A 26,959-nucleotide genomic window follows, 5' to 3' on the forward strand; every position below is an offset into this window, starting at 1 on the left:
AAGACTATGAAATATAAAGATTTAATCAACTTTGAACCCATTACTGAAGTAGTAAAATTTAGCAAAACAGATGAGACTGCTTATCAGGAATCGCTTATCAAATCATTTGTTTTTTCGCAAACATTTAAGGATTACTTAGTCCCAGTGATTACAAAAAATCTTGATTTCACTCACAAAAAAGAAACTTTTGGGTTACAAATAGTTGGTAATTATGGTACTGGTAAATCACATTTAATGTCTGTTGTATCATTAATTGCTGAAAACGAAAAATTACTAGATTTAGTTTCTGATGAACAGCCAAAGCTTGACTTATCAAAAATTGCTGGACAATTTAAGGTGCTTAGATTTGAGCTTGGGAATACTGAAAGCCTATGGGAAGTTATTAGCTTTCAATTGGAAGAATACCTCCACACTATTGATGTTGCATTTAGTTTTGAAGGACATGGACCTAAAACCTACCTACAGAAGATTCAATTGATGATGGCTGCTTTTGAAGAGCAATATCCTGACAAAGGTTTTTTAGTTGTTATCGATGAGATGTTGGCCTACCTAAAAGGACGTTCGCAAGCTGATAAATTAAACCAAGATTTACAGGTGTTACAGGCTTTAGGACAAGCTTGTGATGGCTCGAGATTTAAGTTTATGTTTGGTGTTCAGGAAATGATATATCACTCACCTGAGTTTCAGTTTGCATCTGAGATGCTTCAAAAAGTAAATGACCGCTATGTAGATATTAAAATTACTAAAGAAGATGTAGCCTACATTGTTAAGAATAGACTGCTTAAGAAGAGCGAACATCAGAAACAAAGTATTAAAAAACATCTGGAACCATTTTTAAAGTTTTTTACTGATATGCATGGTAGAACAGAAGAATATATTGAATTATTCCCTGTTCACCCATCCTATTTTGAGAACTTTGAGAAAATTAGAATTGGTAAAAGCCAAAGGGAAATCCTTAAAACACTCTCCAATCAATTTGGAGATATATTAGATAAAAATTTACCCACTAATAATCCTGGATTACTTACCTATGACAAATACTGGGCTGATATACAAAAAAGCCAAGCATTAATGGCTAATGCAGATATTAGAAAAGTAAAGGAAATTACAGGAGTCATTTATGACCAAATAGATACTTATTTCGCGGGACCAAGAAAAAATAAAATTGAAATAGCGAAAAGAATTACCAATGCCTGTGCCATTAAAACTTTACAAGACGCCTTAAATAAACAAAATGGCACGAATACTGAGAACCTGGTAGATGACTTATGCCTTACAGATGACATGGCTTCAGATAGAGGTTTCTTAATAGATATAATGGAATCCACTGCTAAAAATATGATTACTGCCACAGCAGGTCAATATTTTGTGCAAAACGAAGACAATGGTATCTATCACTTGAGAATAGAAGGCGGAGTAAATTATGACCAGAAAATAAAGGACTATGCTGAAACATCTATGACAGATGACCACAAGGATAAATACTTCTTTATATTTTTGCAAAACAATCTACCGCTTTTAGATAAGACCTATAGACCTGGTTTTCAAATTTGGGCTCATGATATTGAATGGGAAACACACAAAACGTACCGGGCTGGTTATATTTTCTTTGGTAATCCCAATCAAAAATCTACCACACAACCAAGACAGCATTTCTATATGTACTTTATGCCTGTTTTTGATGAATCAAAAAAGAACAGAAACCATGAAGAAGATGAAATCTATTTTATCATGGATGGACTCTCGAGAGAATTTAAGGATGCCGTTAGTTTATATGGTGCTGCTCTGGCTTTAGAAGCACATGCTGATTCTTCTCAAAAAGCAGCCTATTTGCAAAAAATAAATGAGCTTAATAAAAAAGCACGAGATATATTTAACAAGGAATATATTCAAACAACCATGGTTGATTATATGGGTGAGGAATTGCCTTTAAGTGGTTACCCCTTGCCTGGTGAAGGATATACTAAGGAACAAATCTTCAGTAGTGTTGCAGCAAAAGTGTTTGAAAAATGGTTTGCTCAAGAAAATAAAGATTACCCTTCCTTCCAACAGTTAAAACAGGCTTTAAGTAATGATAATTTTAGAACAAGGATAGATAGTGCCATAAAAAAAATAATTACACCGGAACAATCCAATAGTGATGGTGAAGGCATTTTATCCGGATTAGGATTATGGGTGCCAGGGAAACTGGATTTTAGTCATTCTATTTACGCCAGACATTTATTAAAACTCAAAAAAGAGCGTGGTGAAAACCAGGTAATTAATCGAGATGAGATTATTTATTTATTGGAGAATAGCCAAGATATTTGGCTGAGTAGGTCGTTTAATATCGAGGCAGAACTTGAATTTTTGGTGATTGCCACATTATGTGCCCTTGGTGAGTTTGAGCTGGTATTTCTATCGGGTTTAACTATCAACTCTACTAATTTAAGTAGTTTAAGAGATTTAGATGAACATGATTACTATAGCTTTAGCCATATAAAGCCACCTAAGGGAGTTAATTTAGCAGCTATTAAAGCCATGTCTATTGGCTTGATTGGGAAAGACATTTCAAACTATTTAAAAGACCCAAGCATATACCCTGGCATTGTGGAGGCTGCCAATTTATGGGCTAAAAAAGCAGTTACTATCGAATCAAAAATACAAGGAGGTTATTCTGAGCGAGGTATAGAACTGATTAGTGATGAGCAAGCAAGGAAATATAGAATCAAATTATCTGCATTTTCTGGGTTTTGTGATAAGGTGGCCAATTATACCACAGAAGCCAGAATAAAAAACTTCCAATATTCTATTGAAGAAGTTGAACATGCATTGGAAGGTAAGCCAATTATAGAGAAAATTGAAAAGCAATTGGTTGAATTGGCAAATTTCAATGATTTGATTTCTTATCTACAACAGGCTAAGCAATATATAATAGATGATAAATTAAAAACTACCATTGCCAATCAGATTAATAAATTATCTGAGGTATTTGAAAAACAAGACCATAAAGAAAGTCAGAAATACCGGATTGAACTGGTAGCCTTAAAAGAGAAATATGCTGAATATTATTTAGAATTATATTTGAAATACCGAATTAGCGAGGCTGACGACATCAAAAAAGTGGCTTTGTTGCAATCCAATGAAAAACAGATATGTGATATTTTAAAAGATGCAGATTTTGTTTCTTCAGGGAAATATTTACAATTGCTTCATAAGGTTTCTAAACTAAAAGTTGCAGATTCACAAGTTAATAAAGACAGTATTCTATTAACGCCATATCATGAATTTAATCCCAATGATTATTTCGATATTGAAGAATTATCAATCAAGGAAATATCTAAAGAGCTAAAAGATACACTAGAAAACTGGGAAGAAATTTTAAAAGAAACCTTGGATGACCCGATAGTAAATAAAAACATGGGGTTATTGGATGAACAAAATCGAAAATTACTCAAAGTTTATAAAGAGGGAAGCGGTAATTTAAATCCTGAAAACGCCTTGCAAATTAGAAACGCTATTATGGAACTGCACCAGGGTTTGGAAAAAGTGGAGATTAGCGATGATGATTTAAGGATGTACCTGAACAAACCTATGACACCCGAAGAAGCACAACAGGCATTTAAGAAATTTATTGATGAATTGTCCATAGGAAAAGATCGTTCTAAGATTAGAATTATCTTAAAATAGTCGGCATATTTCAATTGTATTAACTTAAAAGTTAATACATTTGTAGCTTATGGAAGCTAAAGAAAATCAAATAATCAGTAATTGGTTAAAGGAAAATAGTTCTCCTGAAATAGATCGGTTTATTGAAAAGAACCTGGATATTACTGAAAAAGTTAGGCAGGCTTTAGAATCTAAAGGCTGGAAATCGCAGGATTTAGCCAAGGAAATGGGCAAAAAACCTTCAGAAGTCTCCAAATGGCTGAGCGGCACCCATAATCTAACCCTAAAAAGCATCATTAAAATGGAACAGGCTTTGGGAATAGATTTAGTTGTAGTGAATAAAACAGAAAGTAATGAATAAAGCCGAACTCATACAGAAGCTCGAAGATATTGAATGGGAAGATTTTGAAGTGAAGAAGGCCGAATCTGCCGTTCCTAAATCTGCCTGGGAAAGTGTTTCTGCTTTTTCTAATAGCAATGGCGGGTGGTTGATTTTTGGTGTTCAGGAACAAGGAAAGCGTTTTGAGATTTTAGGAGTTAAAAACGCTGAGAAAATAGAACAGGACTTTTTAACCAACATAAGAGGTGGGAAATTCAATGCACCTATTCATACAACACAAAAGAAATATACTATTGATGAAAAAACCATATTGGCATTTTATATTCCCGTATCCGCAAAAAAACCTATTTACTATAATAGCCCAGTAAATACTTTTATACGCAGAGGAAGCTCCGATATGCGAGCTACTAAGGAAGAAACGGACAGCATGTACCGCGACCAGACTTTTGGTACTAAAACTTCTGAGATAGCATCCCATACCAATAGAGCATCTTTAAATAATACATCTTTAGAACAATACCGCGATTATATGGCAAGGTTTAATCCTACAGCCACCTATAACCGCTTTAGCGAGGGTGATTTCTTGAGCCGATTAAGAATTATTGAAAACAAAGCATGTACTTATGCTGGCTTGCTGATGTTTGGAAAGCGTGAAATGATAGAAAAGCATTTCGCCGACTTTAGAATAGATTTATTGGAAATACCCGGTACATCTTATGCGGATGCCACTTCTCGTTATACTTTTCGACTCGATGAACACGAAAACCTTTGGGAGTACTATTTTGAATGCTTCAATCGCTTAAAAAATAACGTAGATGTTACTTTTACACTCTCCGCCGAAGGATTTGGGCAGGAATTATCCCCTGGCTTGGTAGCCATAAGAGAAGCACTTGTAAATATGCTGATGCATGCTGACTATTTTGCACCTTCCAAATCACGAATAAGGATTTTTAGTAATCACATTGAGTTTTATAATCCCGGGGGTTTACCCAAACCCATTGAAGAACTAAGAACCAAAGATTTATCAATTTCCAGGAATCCTGTACTAACAAAACTCTTTAGGATGGTAAAACTGGCTGAAAACATAGGCTCAGGTTTAGAAAAAATAGAAAGCAATTGGTTGGCTTATAATAAAAGTACCCCAACTTATCAATTAGATTTTGACGCTACTATTGTTCAGTTTCCTTTATCAATAGTAGATATAGGAACAGATAAAGACGTAGATAGAGACACTGTAAAAGACACTGATAAAGACACTGTAATTAAAACCAAGAAAACAACAGAATTACAAGATAGCTTCAAAAGCATATTTGGAAAGTTAGGACATAACTCACATGAAAATAAAGAAATTTTAAACCAACATACTGATATTATTACGAGATATTTATGGGATATTTACGGGATAAATGCGGGATATTTACGAGATAAATATGGAGATAGAATCATCTGGCTGATGAGTATTATTATTTTGAAACCTGAAATGAGTATGCCTGAAATAGCTAAAATACTTGGGGTTTCGGTAAGCACCATTGAAAAAGATACACAAAAACTAAAAGCTGAACACATTTTGAAAAGAATTGGAGCCAGAAAAACCGGCAAATGGATGATCCTTAAACAACAAAAGCCCCATTAAAGCATTAAAAACAAAAACAAATGAACACAGAAAAAATCACCGTATTAGGCAAAACCTTCAACAGCGAAGAAGAACGCCGCGAATATTTCCGCAACGAACTTAGAAAACACCTACCCGAACTTAAAAAAATGGAAGGCTTTCCCATAGGCGAAGATGAAGATATTATCAAGCTAAGCGACCCACCCTATTATACCGCTTGCCCCAACCCTTGGCTCAACGATTTTATTGCAGAATGGGAGGAAGAAAAAAAGCAGTTGGAGAAAGAAGGTAAACGTTCTGCTGATTTTGTTGTGGATGAGCCCTATGCCAGTGATGTGAGTGAAGGGAAAAGTAATCCAATTTATACAGCTCACACCTATCATACTAAAGTTCCGCATCCAGCAATAATGCGTTATTTGCTTTATTACACCCAACCTGGCGATTCTGTTTTGGATGCTTTTGGAGGAACAGGAATGACAGGAGTTGCAGCACAAATTTGTGAAAACCCTGACAATGAAACCAAATATAAAATAGAACAAGAATGGAAAACTCTTTTTGGAAGCACACCCAATTGGGGTAAAAGGAAAGCGATTTGTGGTGATCTATCACCTTACGCTTCGTTTATAAGTTATAACTACAATACTCCTGCGGATTTGGATGTTGTTCAAAAAGAATCCCAAAAAATTTTGAACGAAGTATTGGATGAATGCTCATGGCTATATGAAACAAAGCATATCGATAATGGATTAGGTATGATAAATTATACTGTCTGGAGTGATGTTTTTAATTGCCATAACTGCGGACATGAAATAATTTTTTGGGATGCAGCTATGAATTTTGACAGTAAAAAAGTAATTGATGATTTTGAATGCCCTGTGTGCAATTCAATAAATAATAAAAAATCATCCGAGAGAGTTTATGAGACAATATATGACAAAGCACTTGAACAAACTATAAATAGGATTAAAACTGTTCCAGTCCTTATTGTATACACATATCAAAACAAAAGATTTCAAAAAACTCCCGATGAAAATGACCAAAAATTAATAAGAAAAATAGAAAATTCAGGTTTTAATAATAAGTGGGTTCCAACATACAGAATGCCGGAAGGAGATGAATCAAGACGTAATGATAATTCTGGCATAACCCATATTCACCATTTTTATACGAAACGGAATTTGATTGCACTTTCAGGTTTAAATCATTCAATAGAGATTTCAGCTTTACCAACTAAAATGAAATTTCTTTTAACCGGTATGATAAATAGGTCTACTCAAATGAATAGAGTTCATGTAAAAAATTTCTTTTATGGCGGAGGAGGATGGAATGCTGGTCATTTAAAAGGAACATTCTACATTCCATCCCTACCTGTTGAAACATCAATATTAGAACAGATATCTGATAAAATTAAAAGTTACTTAAAAGCAATTAATCTTTTATCAAATGAATATACTATTCTTCAATATGTTGGATCTGCGTCAAAAACAGGAATCGAAGACAGCTCTATTGACTACATTTTTACTGATCCACCATTCGGTGCGAACATTATGTACTCTGAATTGAATTTTCTACCCGAAAGTTGGCTTAGAGTACTTACAAACAATCAAAAAGAAGCAATTGAAAATAAAACGCAAGGCAAGTCATTATTAGTGTACCAACAACTCATGATTGAATGCTTCAAAGAGAATTACAGAGTACTGAAACATGGCAAATGGATGACTGTGGAGTTCAGTAACACAAAAGCAGCGGTTTGGAATGGCATTCAAACTGCACTACAAAGAGCAGGTTTTATCATTGCCAATGTAGCAGCTATAGACAAAAAGCAAGGTGGTATGCGTTCCATTACTACTGCAACAGCGGTTAGACAGGATTTAGCTATAAGTTGCTATAAACCTTCAAAACACTTCATTTCGACATTTAATAAGGCTCAAAACACAAATAGTGCAATTTGGGAATTTATTATGGAACACTTAGAGCACTTACCCATCCATTTAATTACTGGTACTTCAACATCAGCCATTATAGAGCGCAGCCCAAAGATTTTATTCGACAGATTGATCGCCTTTTATGTACAAAAAGGATTGCCAGTACCCATAGATGCAGGTAAATTCCAACAAGGATTAAGAGAACGATTTATTGAAACTGATGGAATGTTCTTTACCAGCGAACAAGCAGCTGAATACGATAAAAAGAAGGCAGAGCATCCTGATTTTGTGCAATTATCTTTATTAGTAGCCAGTGAGCAAGATGGGGTGCTTTGGTTAAAGAATCAATTATCTGAAAAAGCCATGACCTATCAGGATATTCAGCCAGAATGGATGCAGGCTTTAAGTGGTTTAAGAAAAGGGGATATTTTACCGGAGCTTAAAGTTTTGTTGGAAGAAAACTTCTTAAAAGATGAGGAGGGTAGATGGTATCAACCCGACCCGGAAAACGAAGCTGATTTAGAGAAATTAAGAACCAAAAGGCTACTCAAGCAGTTTGAAATTTACAGAGCAGAAGCTGCCAAACCCAAAACCAAAAAAATAAAAGAAGTAAGAGTAGAAGCCTTACGCACTGGTTTTAAACACTGCTACCAAGAGAAAGATTTTAAAACCATAGTAGAAATAGGCAATAAAATACCCGAGAATCTTTTAATGGAAGACGAGGTTCTGTTGCAGTTTTATGATATTGCGAGTAATAAGATATAAACCCACATTATGTTTAAATGGCTATTAACAGAGAAAAGCAGTAAATGGTTTATTGGGATTGGATTCCTAATCATTTTTATAGGGCTAATTATTTTCCGATGGAATGAGCATTTTTTTGATTGGGATGTTGCTATAAAATCTGATAAGGTTGGCCAATTGGGAGATTTTATTGGCGGAATAGTTGGAAGTATTTGGGCATTAGCTGGTGTTATATTGTTTTATGTGGCATTAAATGAACAAAGGGAGGATATCAAAACCAATAAAGAAGTCTTAATTGCACAAGTTAAGGCACTGGAACAACAAATTGAGGAATTTGAACTACAAAGAGAAGAACTTGCTGAGACCAGGGAAGTGTTTAAAATCCAAAGTGAAACACTTAAACTACAGCAGTTTGAATCTACTTTTTTTAATCTTTTAGGAATACATCAGAATAATATTTCTGATATGGATGTTACACAAGAAAAACTAAAGCCTGGTGCTGATATACATGATCCAAGATTGGGAGACTATGAAAATATCAGCTCTACAGGGAGAGATTGTTTTGTTTTTTTTAAAGAAAGGTTGGAATCAATTTATAAGAGTAATAAACAATACTGGGCTTGGGATACCCAAAAATATAAGGACGAGAAACATCTAGCATTGTATTCTTACATTGATTTTTTCAAACAATATCAACCTGACCTTGGCCATTATTATAGAACTCTATATCACATATTTAAATTTGTAAATGTCTCCGATATTTTGGACAAAAACAGATATACAAGTATTGTTAGAGCACAACTTTCAAATGATGAATTGGTTTTACTTTTTTATAATGGAATCACAGAATATGGTGAAAAATTTAAACCATTAATTGAAGATTTTCATGTTTTTAAGAATTTGAACCTGGATTCTTTATTGAATCTAAGCGAGCATAAACCTTATTATTCTGAATCTGCATATAAGAAGATAAATCTAAAGGAAAAAGAAAACTTAGTTTATTTAAAATCATGGAATAAGAAACACTGGACACACAAAAAGAAGCATTAATCATACTATAAACAAATCTGATATTGTTGAATTTAGATAAATTAAGCATGTGTTTATTACAAAGAAGAAATAACAAGTAAAAACAATGGACAAAGACACACAAATATTTTACAATAACGGAAATGAGCTTGCTAATAAATACTTTAGAGAAGTGGTCAATCCATTACTTCCAAAGGCAGAAACAGCTGCTATATTTAATATTGGAGCTGATACCCCAAATGAAATAACAATTTCACCGCAGCTTAATAATAGCTATATAGAAGGCTCAGTATATGAATACAAAAGGAATACGTTAAAATACATTCATTATACAAACACCGAAAGTGCAAAAAGTATTATAAGATGTGCTATATTAAGAATGTATAGCTTATTATCTATGAATGACCCACAGGAACTTTCTTATGCCTTGCTTGATTCGATCCCTGCAAAAACTGATAAAACGATAAATGATTACAAACAGAATCTTTTTACTTTATCAATGAATGAATTTCAGGATGAAAAGGAAGAAGTAAATACCTGGCTTGACTATGGAGATTGCGGAAAAGGAGTTGGAATCGTATTATCTTTTGACAAAACAGAACAAAACAGTTGGCATCAGCATTATTTAAGCAAAATCAAATACAAAGAGAAAGACCTGAATGGATTACGGAAGTTACATGCACGTCACACTGAATTTTCTAATTCCATCCCAATTCAAGTTCATGGACAGGTTAGAAACTTTCTACTACCATTGGCTGCTTTTCATAAAACTAAAGGTTTTAAAAAAGAAAAAGAAGTAAGATTACTGGTCATTAATAAGGATGCTTTTGTTAAAAACCAAAAGAGCCAATATGACCCAATTATTGTTCAAAAAGAAGGAAATGAAATAACTAAATCATATATTGAGTTTTTATTGAATCCCCCAAAAAAAGAAGCCTATAAAAACCGTAGACCCATTCCCAAAGTTGAAAAAATAATCCTTGGACCAAGAATAGAAAATCATAGTGTATTAAAAGATGAGTTAAAAGAATTAGCAATACGAGGATTGGGATATGAAATTGAAGTTGAAACCAGCAAAATTGATTTAAGCAACATTAGCCAATAAATAAGCAAGGAAGAAAAACGAGCTATGGAAGAAAAAGGTCAAATACTGATATACGAAAGCCAGGAGGGCGATTTAAAAATAGACGTTCAGTTGATGGAGGAGACTGTGTGGTTAACTCAAGCGCAAATGGGCTTGCTATTTGGTAAAGACAAACGCACTATTTCAGAACATATAGTCAATATTTTTAATGAAGGTGAATTACAATCAGATTCAGTTGTCCGGAAATTCCGGACAACTGCTTCAGATGGCAAAAATTATCTAACCCAGTATTTTAATCTCGATGTCATCATCTCAGTGGGTTATCGGGTGAAATCTCAGCAAGGCACTCAATTCCGTATTTGGGCTACACAAAGATTGAAAGAATATATCATCAAAGGATTTGCATTAAACGATGATCGCTTTAAAAGTGGTAATTCGATGAATTATTTTAATGAATTGCAAGATAGGATTCGAGAAATCCGAATTTCTGAGAAATTCTTTTATCAGAAAATCAAAGATATTTATGCTACCAGTATCGACTATGATCCTAAGGATGAGAAAACTATTCAATTTTTTAAAACAGTACAGAATAAATTACTCTGGGCCATAAGCGAGCAAACAGCCGCAGAACTGGTTTTCCGTCGGGTTGATGCCAGCTTGCCGTTATTGGGCATGCAATCTTATGATAAGAAAGGGTTGAAAAATATAAAAAAATCAGAAGTGAGTATCGCTAAAAACTATCTGCAGGAAGATGAAATGAAATTGCTGGGATTATTGGTGGAACAATATCTGGCCTTTGCCGAAACCATGGCACAGCAACAAACACCCATGTATATGAAAGATTGGATAGCCCGTTTGGATAACATTCTACAAATGAATGGCCGGGAGCTATTGGAGCATGCCGGGAAAATCAGTCATCAACAGGCGGTAAATAAAGCAGACAAAGAATATCTGAAATATAAAAACGAGCAAAAGAAAATTGAAAAAGAGAATAGTCTGAAGGAGATTGAGGAGGATATCAAAAGACTCCAAAATAAGAAATAAGCCATAATGAAACATCAGGGCAAAGCCATAGAAATCATAGGAAGCAAAGAAGTACTGGGCAAGAAAATTGCCTGGGTAAAGTATTTGGAAGACCAAAGCATTAAGGAGGTTTCTTGGTCGGAGTTGGAGGATTCCAAAAGCCAGATTACCATGGTGGATATTCGATTATTGGCTTTAGCTACTAAAATAAAAAGTGAAATAGCCCAAAAGAATATCCTGGCTCCTTATGAGAGCAGTTTGATTCCCCTTCCCCATCAAATATTGGTTTTAGAAAAAGTGATGCAATCGCAGCAAAACCGTTTTTTACTGGCCGATGAAGTGGGAATGGGAAAAACCATTGAAACGGGCTTAATACTTAAAGAACTCAAATTAAGAGGGGAGATTAAAAGAGTATTGGTGATTGTTCCAAAGTCATCTATGCTGCAATGGCAAAGCGAGATGAAAGAGCATTTTAATGAAGTGTTTCATATCTACGATTCAGAAATGATTACTTCATTGGCGAGAACATTCTCCAATATGAATGCCGATGAGGAGTTTAATTTCTGGAGACAGCACCATCAAATAGTAGTTTCTACAGATGCCCTAAAACCATTAGAGAAGCGCCAAGGCTGGACAAGCGAAAGAGTAGACGAGTATAATAAATATCGGATAGAAGCTGTTTTAAATGCCGATTTCGATTTGGTAGTGATAGACGAAGCACATAAAATGGGTGGTGCATCACCAACCGTGAGCAGGTATTTATTGGCGCAATCTTTATGCAATAGCGTGGCCAATGTGCTCTTGCTTTCTGCAACGCCACATAGAGGCAAGTCAGACCATTTTAGAAGGGTTTTGCAATTACTCGACCCGGAAGCATTTGACGGAGAAGGATTACCTAAAATCGCAGAATTGGAACCATATGTGATTAGAACAGAAAAAAGACTGGCTGTAGACTACGAAGGCAAAGAACTCTTTAATGAAAGGCAAACTATAAAGCTCAATATTGCCTTAGATGAAGCTCGCCACTATCGGCAAATGGAGCTATATAATGCAGTGACCCAATACGTAATTAATGGTTTCAACAGGGCAAAGAAAACCAATAATTCAGCCGTTGGACTGATTATGATATTATTCCAAAGGTTGGTGAGTAGCTCCACAGCAGCAATTCTCTCAGCCATGGAAGGCAGACTCTATCGTTTGCAAAATGAAGAGGAGAGTTGTATAGAAGATTTTTCTGAAGAAATAGATAGTTTAGATGAAGAACTTATCGAAGTGGGGGATTATAAAGGCATTTATTCAGATAGTGAAGACGATGGGCAAGCAGAAGAGGACATGCTATCAGAATTGATACAACAAGCCAGAAACACCATCCAATTTGAAACAGACGCCAAAGCAGAATCCCTTTTAAAAAAGTATAAAGAATTACAGCAGACAAATCAAAATCCAGATTTAAAAATATTGGTCTTTACTGAGTATCGCTCTACCCAGAAAATGCTTTACGATTTCTTTAATATCAATGGGTACCGAGCCACTTTTATCAATGGAAGTCAAAGTCTGGATGATAGAAAGATTGCATTGTCAGAGTTTAGAGAAACAGCACAAGTCTTAGTTGCTACCGATGCTGCCGGTGAATCACTAAATATGCAGTTTTGTCATATCGTTTTCAATTACGATTTGCCCTGGAACCCTATGATGATTGAGCAAAGAATAGGGCGCGTAGATCGTATTGGGCAAAGACAAAAAGTACAAGCATTTAATATGCTAACCGACAATAGTGTGGATATTCGTGTATATAGCATCATAGAAGAAAAATTGAGTATTATTCTAAATCAGTTGGGAATTGATAAAACTTCCGATGTGCTTGATTCTACATTAGACTTAAAAGGAGTGAATGGGCTTTATATGGAAAGTTTATTAAATCCTGAAAGATTTGAGTTTTATGGTGACAAATGGCTCCATGAGATTAAATCAAAATTACGAAATTTCCAAAGCACTGAGGGGATATTACCTACTGTGAATGCATCAGAAATTGACCCTAATAAAGCAAGTCAGGTGAAGCATAGTCCATTGCCAGTATGGTTGGAAGATTTGATTAGTCTCCACGTAAATAAGCAAGGCGGATTCATTCAAAAAACACTGGAAGGTTATCTTGAATTAAAACTAAATGGTGAAAAGAGAAAAATCAGTTTCGATAAAGAAATCGCAATAAATCACCCAGGAATTGAAAATATTAGCTTCCAAAGCAACTGGATACAAGGTATTTTAAATGGATTGGAATATCGGGATGAGAAAGGTGAGCTTTCTGTTCTTCAGTCATTAAGTTCAGGTGAGACTCCGGGGTATTGGTTTTTATGGGAAATAAAAGCAAAGAATCTATTCGAAACCAAAACTGTTTATCAAAGTTTTTTCATCACTGAGAAAGGGAAACAATACACAGCCTATGCCAATGATATCTGGATGCGATTTATACAAGGTAAGAAGGAGTTTGAAGTGCTAAATGATGAGACTGTTGCCCTTCCTGGATTAACAAGAACAGTTTTAAATGACCATTTAAAAATGAGTTTTGATAATCTTGAAATGCACCTTCAATCTAATTTAAAAATTAAGAAAGAAAACAAAATCAAATCCTTCGAATATCAAAAGCAAAGAATAGAAAAAATAGGGATTGAAAATATTAGATTGTCCAAACTAAAAAAATTGAAAGAAGATTACGATATTTGGGTCAATGAATTTAATAATAACTACAATATCATTCCTGAGGTAAAACAAATAATAGGACTAAGAATCAATGGCTGATACACTAATAAAAAAAATAGTTGATGATTTCGTATCACTAAATAGAAGGGTTATTGCAGTTGAAAACAATGATGGCTTTTTATTTAGAGAGGATGTTATTGAAGCATTGTTTGCCAATGGGATAGAATTAGTTTCAGGGACAAGCTTAGACCATAGGATTGCTTATGAATTGCGTGATAAAAGCAAAACACTTATATTGTTAAGTAAGCAAAAACAAGATTATGTTCCAGATATGGGAGCGCAGCTTTATTATTATGAATTTGAAATGAACCAATATTTGAATGCTTATCATTTACCAACTATTGTAAGTCTTGATTTCACTATACTTGATAAGCTATTTGCTGCAGACCCAATAACTATTTACAGTAAATCGGAAACGGAAATTGAAGTTGATAGAATCAGGCAAAAAATAAGAAGTCAATACAAAGGCAGGGTTGATTTAAATAGTATTGTTAATACCTTATCGCTGGAATTGTTTAAAGTAAATACAAATTGGTTTAAAGTAGTATCATTGCTTTCAAATGCAATGAATGGCTGTATTGGCACACCGCAATATATAGAAATTAAAACATTAATAGAACAGGCAAATACAGTTTTTCAAGAATATATTGATGACTCTTATAAAAAACTGGTTAATTCTAATTTTATCAAAAATCCGCCTGTAGTATCAAAAATATTAGATTATTTAGAGTTTAATTATTCCAGAGATAAAATTGCATTAATAGTTATTGATGGACTCGCATACTGGCAATATTTATTATTAAAAAATGAGATAAACTTACCAACAGAGGACTATATCACCTACTCTTGGTTACCATCTATCACTCAACTTTCCAGACAAGCTATTTTTAGAGGAGCTTATCCTGAAAGGGATTATAAACAAAATCCGGCCAACGAGAAGAAGCTTTGGGAAAAATATTGGGTTGGTAAAGGAGTATCACCCGGTAGTATTTTGTATGAATATGACCATTATAATTCTACAATGCTCACAGGAATAGAAAGGTATGCTATTGTATATAAGGATTTAGATACCAAAATGCATGGCTCATCCGATTATCAGGATTTAAAAAGCTTAACCGAAAACTGGATTTACAGGTCCGGGATTGTAAAAGCCATCCAAAGTATCAAGGAGCAGGGATTTCAGGTTTTTATTACTTCAGACCATGGCAATATAGAATCTAAAGGCATTCATTCATTAAATGGTAGAGAGAAATTAGGAACTAATAAATCTGGTAGTAGAAGTGAAAGACATTTGGAATACTCTGATGAATGGCTTGCAGAGGAATTTCTGAATAATAATCCAGAAATAGAAAATGAGATTATGAGGGAAAGAAACACACTTTTTATGAAAAACGATAAAAGCTTTAGCCATAAAAATCTCTTGGTTTCTCATGGGGGTAGTCATCTATTCGAAGTATTAGTTCCATTTATCAGAATTTAAATAAGATATGAAGAAGACCATAGATATCAACCAGCGAATACCATTAGATACATTAGACATTGCTCTTAGAAGTTATTTGGATGGGAGCTATTCTAATGAATATATATTAGAGCAATTAAGTCTGAGTTTTGATGGTGAGAATAGATTAAAAAAGTCTCTACGGATAGTAAATAAAATTATTCCTAAAAATCCAATCATTAGTATTCTTGATAATAATAAACAAGCATTAGCTCCTGTTTTAAAACGAAAAACAGATAGGAACATTATATTAATTGCATTACTCAACTCTGCATTTCCATTTAGCTATGATGTTCTTAGGTTCTTCGGGAAGTTTTTTAGCGTTCAAGATGTTATAAATGCTGATACTATAAAAAAAAATATATCAGCTATTTATGGAAGTAATAGAGCAACAGAGAATGGAATATATAGTGTTGTGCCTATGTTCTTAGAGGCTGGTTTTTTTTCAAGACCATCAAATGGATTATATAAGTTTTCTGAAACAATAGTTCCATCTTCAAAATTATCGATATTAATCTATGAGGAATCATTTAAGAAAATAAACAAAATTGATTCTTTACCCGAGTATCAAAGAAGTGATCCATATTTCTTGTTTTTTGAATAAATAGTCATAATATAAATGGGATAATTTCTTTGTACCTCTGGCCAATCAATTCAGGTTATGCATTTTTAAAAAGAGCACACAATGAGAAAAAATTTCATATTGAACTTTTGATATCTATGAAGTAAAGCCGCAAAAAGAAGTAAATGAATACTTGGCCTGAACTTATGGAAAGAATAGAAATCTACAAGCTATCAAAAATCAGAGAAACTAGTCCAGCATATTTTCAAGAAAGACCTTAGAAAGACTTAACTATAAGGAAGACCTAACAAAAAAAGATCAATACTATCTAGTTTATAAAATTGAGGAGGTCAATGAGCAGGAGTTTGAAAATATCAAATGGGATATTACCAAGTTAGATTCATATAGGGGAGGCCGAGCTTCAGCATTACCCTTCTCTTTTTCGTTGACCGAGTTAATGAAAGTAAAATTGAGTTAAACGAGCCTTATACCTGACTTCAAACCCACAAAAAAACCCAACAATCAAAAATGAAAGTCAGGTTTTTATAATGATGCAAAATTAAAGCTAGAATTTAAAACTCAGCCCCAATATAATATTCCTACCGGGCTCATAATACACCATATTTGTGCCTGGTGTTTGGTTTTTGTATGCTCTGCTTAAATGCTCCACATAGTTTTCATCGAAGATATTCTCTATGTTCATGGTCACATTTAAACCTCTGCCTATATGATAGCGTGCCGATAAATCGAATACCTGAAAAGCATCGGATTTGCTCTCGTTAAAACTCAAAGAAACTCGGTCTTGCTCCATCACAAAGCGAGAGTTAAAAGTGGCGCCCCAGCGTTTGCTCTCATAGTTTAAGCCAAGATTAAACTCCATGGGTGGAATCTCTGCCAAAGGCTCATCCATAGTCACGTTTTCTCCTATGGTATAAGATCCTGTTCCATATACATTCAAGTTTTTCCAGAAGGTATATTTCAATGCTGCCTCGAATCCATATAATCTAGCATCCTCCACATTTTCATAACGCTTGGCATACTTAGGCTCCATGCAAGGCATAAACTTTTTGCTTAAGGTGGTGTCTAAATTGGCTTGGATATAATTCTTTACGAAGGCATAAAACACTCCTGCCTCCAATGAGAATTTCTGCTTATTGAGCTTGAATTTCAAATCGTTTTGGAAGTTCTGCTCCATCTCCAAATTCGGATTCCCCACATATTCATAAGCATCCATACCCACGGTTAAATGGTTGAGGTATCTTTCAATCAGTTCTGGTGCTCTTTGTCCCAAACCTATAGACCATTCTAGAAACATCCCCTCTGAGAGTTTATAATTCAATCTACTGTTGAGCATAAAAGCCACATCGTCTTTTTGGCCTAAATCAGGATAGAGGGCTTCAAAATCTGGAGCAGGCTCTTGAATATCGGAGGAGACCATATCGAATCTAGCCCCTGCCTTCCATTGCCATAAATCAGAAATCTGCCAATTAGATTCTATAAAAACACCCAAATCGCTCTGCTTACTATCTTGCCATATCGCATCGATGATTGTTTTTGGCGGATCCATCACCATGCCGGTACAAGGATTCTGGAATACGATTCTCGTTCTATCCCCTTGCTTTCCGATGAGTTTATAATCGGCACCAAACAAAAGATGATGATTTTCCGAAATACGATAGGATAATTCGCCACGTGCACCATAGGTTTGTGATTGCAATGCAGAAACGGCATCCACAATTTTTAGATTAGGACGTCGGTGATTACTCATCTGATGGTCTATCATATTCCCAAAAACCTTAAACTCGGCTCTATAGATTTTCTTTGTTGCATCTTTATAGAGATAACGCAGTGCACCCGTACTGGAATTGTCAAAATCGCCATCCATGGGCAATCCAGCAAAAAGCACATCTTTGGCAAAGGATTGTTTCCAATCTAAGATAATCTGGTTTTTAGGATTGATAAACCAAGCGGCTTGCGCACCATAATCGGAATGCTTAAAGCTGGAAAGGATTTCTGTTCCGTCTCCACTTTTATAATTTCCGAAGTCTTTAAGTCCACCATAAACTTTAAGCAGATATTTTTTATCAGAAATTTGAACTCTGGCTTGACCATCGGTACTTTCGCCATTGGTATGATAGAACCATCCTGCATAACCATGTACTTGAAAAGAATCTGTTGCCCTTGGGTCTTTGGATTTAAAATTTAAAACACCACCGGTATTCATTCCATATCTCACACTATAAGGTCCTTTGATAATTTCTATGGATTCTAAATCCTCTAGATTAATATGAGAAGTGGGGGCATCCATTCTATTGGGACAAGCAGGATTGGATTGCATAAAACCATTGCTCAAAAGCTGTAATTGGTCGGCTTTGAATCCTCTAATGACGGGGTCGGTAGCATAGTTTCCTCTTTTGATGAGGCTGATATTGGGGCTTTGTTTGATGATTTTCCCCACATCTTCTTTGCTTCTGTTGTTTTCTGTAATTTTTATTTCTTCATCGGTGCCTAGGCTGTTGCCAAAAACTTCAAGTCCAGAAATATTTAATGTGGTATCCACTTGTTGGGCATAGTTATTCATGCCAAGCAAAATGATGGAGATACCCAAAATGTATTTGATTTTGTTCATTTAATTTTTGATTTGTTTTGAATGAGATATAATCCCAATGAGGCATTCTTAAAGTCAATAATAGGAAGGTATAGTTCACTTTTCTTTGTGAATCTTGGTACTTCTTTGAGCCTTCTTTGTGCAATAACTAAATAAGCCATATCACAAAAGGCACAAAGATCACTCAAAGTTCCACAAAGGACTTTTAGGGTAGCTATGCATTCTATTGAGATTATTTTATTAAAACTGTATGTTCAAGAAAATTAAACTAGCATTTTGGGAGGATGGAAAATATTATCTAAAAAAGGCTGAGCAATTTGGGGAGGGGACAAACAATGATGACTTCCTCCATTGATATGTTCAAAGCTTTGATTTTCTCCTTGCAACAAAATAGCGATAATCTCAGGATAGAATATTGGAGCCACTGTTTTCGAAAAAGGATGCTCCTCTTGCGCAGGTTTTTGCTGGTCTAGTTGCTTATTCAAGTGGCATTTTCCATTACAAGCTGGCTTCTCTGGATTGTCTTTATTCTCGCAGAGCACATTCACAAAATAATCGTAATTCACATAATAGTTGATATATACCAATGTATGATAGGATTGGTAAGACATGAAAGCCATCACTAAAAATATGGAAAGAATTTTCTGTGTCATTTGCCTTGCAAATTTATTCCAATTTATTTACGCATCCAAATACCTGAATTGAAGATGGGATTTACTGTTCAAATTTAATATATTCTATTCAATATCCTGTTGAATTTTTAAAAGGATGGATCAAAGCAAATAAATGAAATCAAAAGGAGCTGTTTAGGCTAATGTTAATCCCTTTATTGGTCGGTAATAAGAGATTGTTACCAAAAAGTTCTTCTAGCCGACCAATAATATATTTCACATTCATAACCATGGGCGATGCCCATGGCTATTCATATTGAAGGCCTTCAGCCTTCTTTTAAAGAATGATATGGGAAAGCAAAAGCTTCGAAGGATAAACCTCTGGCCGACTTAAAAAAAACGAGAAGCTTTATTACCCCGAGTTGAAACTCGGGGTAATTTTACAAATTCCTATATGACATCTAATTATTTTGGGTGATTAGACAGGTAAGGTCAAGTTTGAGGCTTGTGATTGCTGAATAACAAAAAGTTTGCTTTTGCAAATGTTTGTTTTCAGTAAGAGCGTAACGAAAAAATTGGCCTTATATGACAATCACTTCTTAAAGAATACTTTTCTGAGCCAGCGAGGCAACACAATAGCCCCAATTAATAAATAAGGATAATAACTGATCACCCTCCAAAGCAAAGCCAAAGGAACGGCCCATTCTAAATTGGGGATGATATCGCCTAAGAAATCCTTGAAGACAAATTCTGCAATACCACTGCCTCCAGGAGTTGGGCTAATCAATAGAATAATCCACATGGTGAGTTGACGGGCATAGATGAGAAAATGGTCAACGAGCCCCAGATGGCTAAAAAAGAAAGCCATAAAAAGGAAATTCACCACCCAATATCTGGCTGTCCAACTAATAAAAGTAGCGGTAAAACTCTTCAACCAAAAGCTAAAACTTTTGCCTTTAAATTCTTCAGAAGTAATCACTAATTGATTGGAAAGTTTACGAACTTTTAATCTCCATCGTTTTAAAAATGGCAATAGAAAAACCCAGGAAAGCAGTTTTTTTATGGTATGAGGATTAATAAATAAAGCATAAAGAAGGAGGAGGGTATAAATGAAAATAATGCCATATCCTATCCAAAAGTAAATCACTAAATTCCCTAAAAACGATAAAGATTCATGGGGGAAAGCCATATTTCCGAAGAATAGAATCATTAGGGGTACCATGATGATGAAAAAGAGCTCATCGAGGAAAATAGCCGTTAAGACCACTGCCGTACTTTTACCCAGATTCAAACCTTCTTTATAGAGAAAGTATATGGCTGGCCCGGTTCCGCCTACCACACTTGGGCTCACTGCAGAGCTAAATTCCCAGAGCATGATCACATCAAAGGTATTTCTCCAGGTGATTTTTTGATGGGTCAAAATCCTAATGCGCCACATATAGGCAATATCACGAATGGCCATCATCAAAAAACTAATGAATATCCAAAATCCAGCAGCAGCAGTCCATTGAAAGAAGCTAAAGGTTTCCGGATTGATTTCATTATACATCAACCAAGCCACCATTCCCAATCCCAATACGATTGGAATCATAATTTTAGATGGGCTAAGATTTTTCTTTAGCTGTGTGTATTTTCGGCTGTCTTCGTGATTCATTGCTTCGCAAAGGTAAATATTTTAGGAGGATAGGGCTGTTAATCAATTATAAACTTTTTTCAAGCTTTTCTTGTTACTAATCTGTCTCATATCAATTTACTAAAATTACCAATAAGAAATAATTTTGTTGTTTTGCCCCTTCAGCTGACGCTTCGGTTAATGACTTAAGAATATCTATTTTTCAATTTAATCATTTTGCTGAAGCTTTTCCCTGACTCCCCTTGGGCTCGGGGAAATCAGGGAAAATTAAATATACCATTTCTTATTGATTAACAAGCTTTCCCTTGATAATATCAGCCACACGAAACGAATTGGCATAGATGGTCCAAGTATGGGTAACGCTACCTCCGGTGGGCATCCAGCTTCCATCGGTTACAAACAAATTACTGACTTCATGGGCTTGGCAATTGGGATTGAGAACCGATGTTTGAGGATCTGCTCCAAATCTACAGCCTCCAGCTACTAAATTCGGAGGAGGCGCACCGCTAATATTAGAGCTGATATTTCTGGCTCCCATTTCTGCTAATATATTTTCCGCCTTTTTTGCTAAAACTCGTCCAACTTCCACATCGTGTTGGTGGTTATAAATTCTAATATGCGCCACAGGATCTCCCCACTTGTCGGTCACCTCATCGGCTAATTTCACATAGCAGTCATCTGTTGGTAACCAATCCACAAAAACTTCAAAGTTTAGACTCCTCAATTCGGTGAAATAATGCTTGAGCTTTTCTTTGAGCTTGCTGCCATAAACCAGGTTTCCTTCATTATCCCATTTCTGATGTATGGCTCTGGTGATTCCATTATTATGCTCCATTAAAAAGTCAATGCTCCCTCCTTTTACGGGTTTTGCAAAAGGCTCTTCCTCTATTTCATACCATTGATGGATTGTTCTATTTACAAATACGCCAAAAGCCTTTAACTGATTCCAGCTCGCCTCGTCTAAATCTTCTCTATGGAATTCTCCACTACCAGAACCTCCTCCAGAAAATATTAGATTTCTCCCCACTTGCCCTGAATTATTAGCCAATCCATTGGGGAAATTAGGGCTTTTACTCATCAATAAAAGGCGGGAAGTTTCAATGGCTTGAGCAGCCACTACAAATATTTTGGCAGTCGCTTTTTTCGCCTGACCTGCAATATCATAATAATGTGCCACCACTACTTTTTGATGCTCTTCCTCCAAATTAAAAACCTTGGCATTGGGAATGACATCCAAGTTTCCTGACTTTAATGCCTTATTTAAAAGAGCAGCTCTTGAACTGCCTTTGGCATCGCTACTACAACCATAGCTTCCGCAATATCCCGAATAATAGCATGGGGTTCTATCGCTCTGGGGGCGACTTAATATAGCTCTTGGAAGGACGAGTGATTTATAATCGAGTTTCAAAGCAGCTTGATCTACCCATTTGGCAGCTACATTTTCCGCTAAAGGAGGATAAGGGAAGTCAGTAGTAGAACGAGGTTCTGCCATTGGATGGGGAATCACTTTTCCTGAAATACCAATAATTTGCTCCACTTTGGCATAATAAGCTTCTAGGTCTTCATATTTCAAAGGCCAGTCAACAATATTGGCCCCTTCTATTTCGCCATATTTAGATAATAACTGAAAGTCATTGGGTTTTAATCTATTGAAATATCCGCTCATGAAATTGGAGGAACCGCCCACACAGTTTCCATTCCACATATCTTGGCCTGTTTCATAGTTGGAGCGTGCTATCCATTCCCCATCTGAGTTTTGTTTCTCAATAACTTGGGGCTCATCCTTGAGCTTGGGTGTATAGACACTTCTTCTGCTGCTTACTATTTCATCTTTGCTAAAGTCTTTGGTTTTAATCCATGGGCCTTTCTCCAAAATCAGAACTTGATGGCCCGCTAAAGCCAATTCATAGGCCACTGGTCCAGCTCCAGCGCCACTTCCTATAATACAAACATCGTATTTCTTCTCTTTTGGCATTAGCTTTTGTTTTCTTGATTGACGTAATTGAGGAAGTTTCCATATTTCATTTCTTCAATGGGGCGAGGATGTCCTGGATTATGCTCCAGCCAATTCCAGCTTTGCTTATCCATATTAGCACCATAAATAGGATCGGATAAAAGTGCTTCAAATATAAAGTTCAGATTCATGGAATACCAAGACTCTCCCCAAACTTCTTTACTAATCAACTCTAAAATTTCTTCTCTCTCCATTTCTGATAATTCTAAAAATGATAGCCCTTTCTCTTCTTGGGCAGTCTCCTCCACCCATGCTAATCCATTGATGAAGTATTTTTTTTCTATTGGGTCCATGTTCTCATCACTTAAAACCCATTGCATATATTTTTCGGCTTTAAAATCCACGGCTCCTGGTCCATTTCCATCAGCAGGGAAAAGAAAATTTTGCACTAAAACTAATATACTTTGCTGCTCTTCGTTTAGGCTATAGTCAGCGGTTTGATTCTTACCAGAGCTACAGGCCATCCACCATGGAATCTGAGTAGCCACAGCTCCGGCCAGAAGGACTCTCAAGAATTGTCTTCTTTGCATCCTCCATTTTTGCGGAGATTGCAGCGTTTTGGGTATGAATTTTGTTTTATCTGTCATGCATTTATTGGATCGTAGTGAAGGGTGTAATCTTACAAATTTAATGATGTTTTTGATTTAAACCACAAAGGTAAAATAAGGTAGAGACATTGGCAAAGGATCCATTATGTCCTTATTGGTAAAGCCATATTACATAGGTATTACAGAAAACAAAGGGCTTTCATTGGGTACATTCATCTTCAGAAAGACTTAAGGCTTCTTAAATAAAACTTCAACTTTCTTGAAAATCGTTATTTCCATCGAAAGACATTATAAATCAACAATATACAACACTCAACCCATTGAATGACAAGAGAATGAATTCGTTTCCTCCCTATAGGAGGCACTACAAACAAGAGTTCTGATAGTATGATTGGCTGAAAAAAGGAGGATGTTAAAAAAAAACATGAAGAGTATGATAAGATGCGCCTTTTACTATTATTTTTGCAGCTATGGAAAATCAGAAAACACAAACTAAAAATAACGGCTTTTCGCAAAATGACACGGGCTTAGCTCGCAAGAACACCATTGCTCCGGGCCCATTTGATATGGGTAAAATTCCACCTCAGGCTGTGGATTTGGAGGAGGCGGTATTGGGTGCCCTACTTTTAGAAAGAGATGCTCTGACTTCTGTAATTGATATTTTAAAACCAGACATTTTCTATAAGGAAGCCCATCAGAAAATATTTCATGCTATTTCTGTGCTTTTTGCTGATACCGAACCTATCGATATTTTGACGGTAACCAATAAATTGAAAATGTTGGGACAGTTGGAAGAAGTGGGTGGTGCCTATTATATCGCACAATTGACCAATCGTGTTGGTTCTCCTGCCAATATTGAATTCCATACTAGAATTTTAGCTCAGAAATATATTCTTAGGGAATTAATTCACGTTTCTTCTTCTACTATTAAAGAGGCTTTTGAGGATTCTACCGATGTATTTAACCTCTTAGACAAAGCGGAACAAGGCTTGTTTGATATCAGTGAGAACAACTTCCGTAGAGAATCTACCGATATGAGAAGTCTGGTAGTGGAAGCCATTAAGGAAGTGGAAAAAGCCAAAAATTCTGAAGGTAAGTTGAGAGGTGTTCCTTCCGGCTTTACCGAACTCGATAGATTGACTGCAGGTTGGCAAAAATCGGATTTAGTAGTAATTGCAGCTCGTCCTGGTATGGGAAAAACGGCTTTTGCGCTTTCTCTTACTCGTAATGCTGCCATCAACGGATTCCCTGTTGCTGTTTTCTCGCTGGAGATGTCCTCGGTACAGTTAGCCACTCGTTTGATTTCTGCAGAAACTGAAATTGCTGGTGAGAAATTGAAAAAAGGAGACCTCCGAGAAGACGAGTGGAAACAGCTGAACACTAAAGTAAAAGCATTGGAAGATGCTCCTATCTATATTGATGACACTCCTGCCCTTTCGGTTTTTGAATTAAGAGCGAAATGTCGTCGTTTGAAAGAACAACATGGTATTTCATTGATTGTAGTGGATTATATCCAATTGATGAGAGCCGGTGATAATAATGGTAATCGTGAGCAGGAAATCTCAACCATTTCACGTTCCCTTAAAGCCTTAGCTAAAGAATTAAATGTACCCGTTCTGGTATTGTCACAGCTAAATCGTTCGGTGGAAACTAGAGGAGGCTTGAAAAAGCCTATGCTCTCCGATCTTCGTGAATCTGGTGCGATTGAGCAGGATGCCGATATGGTAATCTTCATCTATCGCCCAGAGTATTACGACTTCACCGAAGATGAAGATGGTACTGATTTAAGAGGAAAAGGAGAAATCATCATTGCAAAACACCGTAATGGTTCCTTGGATTCTGTATATTTGAAGTTTATCGGTAAATATATCAAGTTTGCTGATTTGGCCAGCTTCGACTTTAATCCAGACGACGCCATGACACCAAACCATGAATTTGATTCTGCTTCGAATACCAAGAGAGTAAAAAGTAAAATGGATGAAATTCCTGATGATCAGGCTTTCATTGAAAACCAAGACGCAGGAAATGAAATGCCTTTCTAAAATAAAAAGAGGATTTATCCTTCTTATCATCGCTGTTTTATTGATGATTTCTAATCAATCTAAAGCAGCCTATATGCTCCTACCCATGGATGAAGCTCAGAGTAATCATCTAAAATCTTATGGGGTGGCCTTTTGGGTGATTTCATCAAAGGTGAGCGTAGATTGGCTTCTCAATTATAGAGGTGGTAGTTTTATGTTTCCTTATCATGAAGCTTTTGAGGATGAGTGCAATATCAGAGGTGTGAGTTACCAAGTCATTGCAGATGCACAAGCCGCAGCCATCATTAGTGATATTGCTGCTCCAGACGTTAATATGGATGTGATAAAGCTTCATAAAGCACCTAAAATCGCTGTTTATTCACCAAAAAACAAACAACCTTGGGACGATGCCGTCACTATGGCCTTAACCTATGCAGAAATCCCCTACGATGTAATTTACGATGAGGAGGTTATTGATGGGAAATTGCCCACTTATGATTGGCTTCACCTTCATCATGAAGATTTCACAGGACAGTATGGTAAGTTTTGGGCCAGATATAGAAATGCGGCTTGGTATATTGAGAATCAGAAAGAAGCCGAAAACACAGCCCATGCTTTGGGTTTTGCCAAAGTGTCTCAATTAAAACTGGAAGTAGCTAAAACCATTCGTGGTTTTGTGATGGGTGGCGGTTATCTTTTCGCCATGTGTTCGGCACCAGATAGTTTCGATGTAGCGTTGGCCGCCGAAGGAGTAGATATTTGCGAAGTGATGTTTGATGGAGATCCTGCAGATCCTCAAGCACAGCAAAAACTGAATTATGATAATTGTGTGGCTTTTACCAACTTTAGAATCTCTCAGAATCCTCAAGAATATGAAATCTCAAATATAGATGTAGATCCAGTAAAAAGAGGAGTTCAGCAAAAGAATGACTTATTTACCCTCTTCGAATTCTCAGCCAAATGGGATCCTGTTCCTACCATGCTTTGTCAGAATCACGAATCTGTGGTGAGAGGATTTATGGGACAAACCACCGCTTTTAATAAAAACACACTAAAGCCAAATGTTCTGGTTCTTGGAGAAAACAAAGGCAAGGGTGAAGCCAGATATATCCATGGAGAATTTGGTAAAGGAACTTGGACTTTCTATAGTGGACACGATCCTGAGGATTATCGCCATTTAGTGGGTGATCCTAAAACCGATTTGAATATCCATCCCAATTCTTCTGGTTATAGACTAATCTTGAATAATGTTTTATTTCCTGCTGCTAAGAAAAAGAAGCGCAAGACTTAACAATAAATCTA

Annotated in this window: 17 protein-coding genes; 12 read left to right on the plus strand and 5 right to left on the minus strand. The window is 35.9% G+C overall.

Translation table 11 applies throughout. From position 1 onward, the window contains the following. The first annotated feature begins 6 nt into the window (after positions 1 to 6). The 10 genes from HNS40_RS06010 (at position 7) to HNS40_RS06055 (ending at position 16,264) form a co-directional block, all read left to right on the plus strand. Positions 7 to 3,669, plus strand: a complete 3,663-nt coding sequence (locus tag HNS40_RS06010; RefSeq protein ID WP_172278700.1) for a DUF6079 family protein — start codon at positions 7 to 9, stop codon at positions 3,667 to 3,669. Positions 3,670 to 3,718: 49 nt separating this feature from the next. Then, positions 3,719 to 4,009 (plus strand): helix-turn-helix transcriptional regulator, encoded by a 291-nt coding sequence (locus HNS40_RS06015; protein ID WP_172278702.1) that lies wholly within the window; start codon positions 3,719 to 3,721, stop codon positions 4,007 to 4,009. Further along, the gene (locus tag HNS40_RS06020; RefSeq protein ID WP_172278704.1) at positions 4,002 to 5,621 is read left to right on the plus strand and encodes an RNA-binding domain-containing protein; all 1,620 of its coding nucleotides are present in this window, start codon (positions 4,002 to 4,004) and stop codon (positions 5,619 to 5,621) included. Before HNS40_RS06015 ends, HNS40_RS06020 begins: the two co-directional genes overlap by 8 nt. Before the next feature lie 20 nt (positions 5,622 to 5,641). Further along, positions 5,642 to 8,290: a DNA methyltransferase gene (locus tag HNS40_RS06025; protein ID WP_172278706.1), complete on the plus strand. Its 2,649-nt coding sequence runs from the start codon at positions 5,642 to 5,644 to the stop codon at positions 8,288 to 8,290. Between the two features lie 9 nt (positions 8,291 to 8,299). Then, a complete protein-coding gene (locus HNS40_RS06030; RefSeq protein ID WP_172278708.1) occupies positions 8,300 to 9,319 on the plus strand; it encodes a putative phage abortive infection protein in 1,020 nt (339 codons plus the stop codon). 85 nt (positions 9,320 to 9,404) lie between these two features. Further along, positions 9,405 to 10,403, plus strand: a complete 999-nt coding sequence (locus tag HNS40_RS06035) for a DUF2971 domain-containing protein (RefSeq protein ID WP_172278710.1) — start codon at positions 9,405 to 9,407, stop codon at positions 10,401 to 10,403. Between the two features lie 24 nt (positions 10,404 to 10,427). Further along, positions 10,428 to 11,426 carry a virulence RhuM family protein gene (locus HNS40_RS06040; protein ID WP_172278711.1) on the plus strand — a complete coding sequence of 333 codons (999 nt, stop codon included), beginning with the start codon at positions 10,428 to 10,430 and terminating at the stop codon, positions 11,424 to 11,426. A 6-nt stretch (positions 11,427 to 11,432) separates the two neighbouring features. After that, a complete protein-coding gene (locus HNS40_RS06045) occupies positions 11,433 to 14,201 on the plus strand; it encodes a DEAD/DEAH box helicase (protein WP_172278713.1) in 2,769 nt (922 codons plus the stop codon). After that, on the plus strand, positions 14,194 to 15,642 hold the full coding sequence (locus HNS40_RS06050) for a PglZ domain-containing protein (RefSeq protein WP_172278715.1): 1,449 nt from the start codon (positions 14,194 to 14,196) through the stop codon (positions 15,640 to 15,642). Before HNS40_RS06045 ends, HNS40_RS06050 begins: the two co-directional genes overlap by 8 nt. A gap of 7 nt (positions 15,643 to 15,649) precedes the next feature. Then, positions 15,650 to 16,264, plus strand: a complete 615-nt coding sequence (locus tag HNS40_RS06055) for a hypothetical protein (protein WP_172278717.1) — start codon at positions 15,650 to 15,652, stop codon at positions 16,262 to 16,264. A 523-nt stretch (positions 16,265 to 16,787) separates the two neighbouring features. On the opposite strand, the gene HNS40_RS06060 is transcribed toward HNS40_RS06055, so the two are convergent. From HNS40_RS06060 to HNS40_RS06080, 5 genes are all read right to left on the minus strand, one after another. Continuing rightward, entirely contained in the window at positions 16,788 to 18,851 is a 2,064-nt protein-coding gene (locus tag HNS40_RS06060) for a TonB-dependent receptor (protein WP_172278719.1), read from the minus strand. Positions 18,852 to 19,093: 242 nt separating this feature from the next. Continuing rightward, positions 19,094 to 19,483, minus strand: a complete 390-nt coding sequence (locus HNS40_RS06065; protein ID WP_172278721.1) for a hypothetical protein — start codon at positions 19,481 to 19,483, stop codon at positions 19,094 to 19,096. Positions 19,484 to 20,033: 550 nt separating this feature from the next. Continuing rightward, positions 20,034 to 21,032 (minus strand): lysylphosphatidylglycerol synthase transmembrane domain-containing protein, encoded by a 999-nt coding sequence (locus HNS40_RS06070; protein WP_172278723.1) that lies wholly within the window; start codon positions 21,030 to 21,032, stop codon positions 20,034 to 20,036. 325 nt (positions 21,033 to 21,357) lie between these two features. Next, positions 21,358 to 23,049, minus strand: coding sequence for a GMC family oxidoreductase (locus tag HNS40_RS06075; protein ID WP_172278725.1), 1,692 nt, complete (start codon positions 23,047 to 23,049; stop codon positions 21,358 to 21,360). Beyond that, positions 23,049 to 23,618, minus strand: coding sequence for a gluconate 2-dehydrogenase subunit 3 family protein (locus HNS40_RS06080; protein ID WP_172278726.1), 570 nt, complete (start codon positions 23,616 to 23,618; stop codon positions 23,049 to 23,051). The genes HNS40_RS06075 and HNS40_RS06080 overlap by 1 nt, the downstream gene beginning before the upstream one ends. Before the next feature lie 488 nt (positions 23,619 to 24,106). Here HNS40_RS06080 and dnaB point away from each other — a divergent pair, with 488 nt between their 5' ends. After that, a complete protein-coding gene (gene dnaB, locus HNS40_RS06085) occupies positions 24,107 to 25,678 on the plus strand; it encodes a replicative DNA helicase (protein WP_172278728.1) in 1,572 nt (523 codons plus the stop codon). Beyond that, positions 25,662 to 26,948 carry an asparagine synthetase B gene (locus HNS40_RS06090; RefSeq protein ID WP_172278730.1) on the plus strand — a complete coding sequence of 429 codons (1,287 nt, stop codon included), beginning with the start codon at positions 25,662 to 25,664 and terminating at the stop codon, positions 26,946 to 26,948. Before dnaB ends, HNS40_RS06090 begins: the two co-directional genes overlap by 17 nt. Positions 26,949 to 26,959 lie beyond the last annotated feature (11 nt).

It is taken from the genome of Lentimicrobium sp. S6 (assembly GCF_013166635.1).
Classification (GTDB): domain Bacteria; phylum Bacteroidota; class Bacteroidia; order Bacteroidales; family UBA12170; genus UBA12170.

Bases quoted from the DNA above. Each gene is read 5' to 3' on its own strand.
- HNS40_RS06060 (WP_172278719.1), bottom strand. From the start codon at position 18,851: ATGAACAAAATCAAATACATTTTGGGTATCTCCATCATTTTGCTTGGC.
- HNS40_RS06055 (WP_172278717.1), top strand. From the start codon at position 15,650: ATGAAGAAGACCATAGATATCAACCAGCGAATACCATTAGATACATTA.
- HNS40_RS06035 (WP_172278710.1), top strand. From the start codon at position 9,405: ATGGACAAAGACACACAAATATTTTACAATAACGGAAATGAGCTTGCT.
- HNS40_RS06070 (WP_172278723.1), bottom strand. From the start codon at position 21,032: ATGATTCCAATCGTATTGGGATTGGGAATGGTGGCTTGGTTGATGTAT.
- HNS40_RS06025 (WP_172278706.1), top strand. From the start codon at position 5,642: ATGAACACAGAAAAAATCACCGTATTAGGCAAAACCTTCAACAGCGAA.
- HNS40_RS06050 (WP_172278715.1), top strand. From the start codon at position 14,194: ATGGCTGATACACTAATAAAAAAAATAGTTGATGATTTCGTATCACTA.
- HNS40_RS06030 (WP_172278708.1), top strand. From the start codon at position 8,300: ATGTTTAAATGGCTATTAACAGAGAAAAGCAGTAAATGGTTTATTGGG.
- HNS40_RS06040 (WP_172278711.1), top strand. From the start codon at position 10,428: ATGGAAGAAAAAGGTCAAATACTGATATACGAAAGCCAGGAGGGCGAT.
- HNS40_RS06080 (WP_172278726.1), bottom strand. From the start codon at position 23,618: ATGCAAAGAAGACAATTCTTGAGAGTCCTTCTGGCCGGAGCTGTGGCT.
- HNS40_RS06020 (WP_172278704.1), top strand. From the start codon at position 4,002: ATGAATAAAGCCGAACTCATACAGAAGCTCGAAGATATTGAATGGGAA.
- HNS40_RS06065 (WP_172278721.1), bottom strand. From the start codon at position 19,483: ATGACACAGAAAATTCTTTCCATATTTTTAGTGATGGCTTTCATGTCT.
- HNS40_RS06010 (WP_172278700.1), top strand. From the start codon at position 7: ATGAAATATAAAGATTTAATCAACTTTGAACCCATTACTGAAGTAGTA.
- HNS40_RS06090 (WP_172278730.1), top strand. From the start codon at position 25,662: ATGAAATGCCTTTCTAAAATAAAAAGAGGATTTATCCTTCTTATCATC.
- HNS40_RS06075 (WP_172278725.1), bottom strand. From the start codon at position 23,049: ATGCCAAAAGAGAAGAAATACGATGTTTGTATTATAGGAAGTGGCGCT.
- dnaB (WP_172278728.1), top strand. From the start codon at position 24,107: ATGGAAAATCAGAAAACACAAACTAAAAATAACGGCTTTTCGCAAAAT.
- HNS40_RS06045 (WP_172278713.1), top strand. From the start codon at position 11,433: ATGAAACATCAGGGCAAAGCCATAGAAATCATAGGAAGCAAAGAAGTA.
- HNS40_RS06015 (WP_172278702.1), top strand. From the start codon at position 3,719: ATGGAAGCTAAAGAAAATCAAATAATCAGTAATTGGTTAAAGGAAAAT.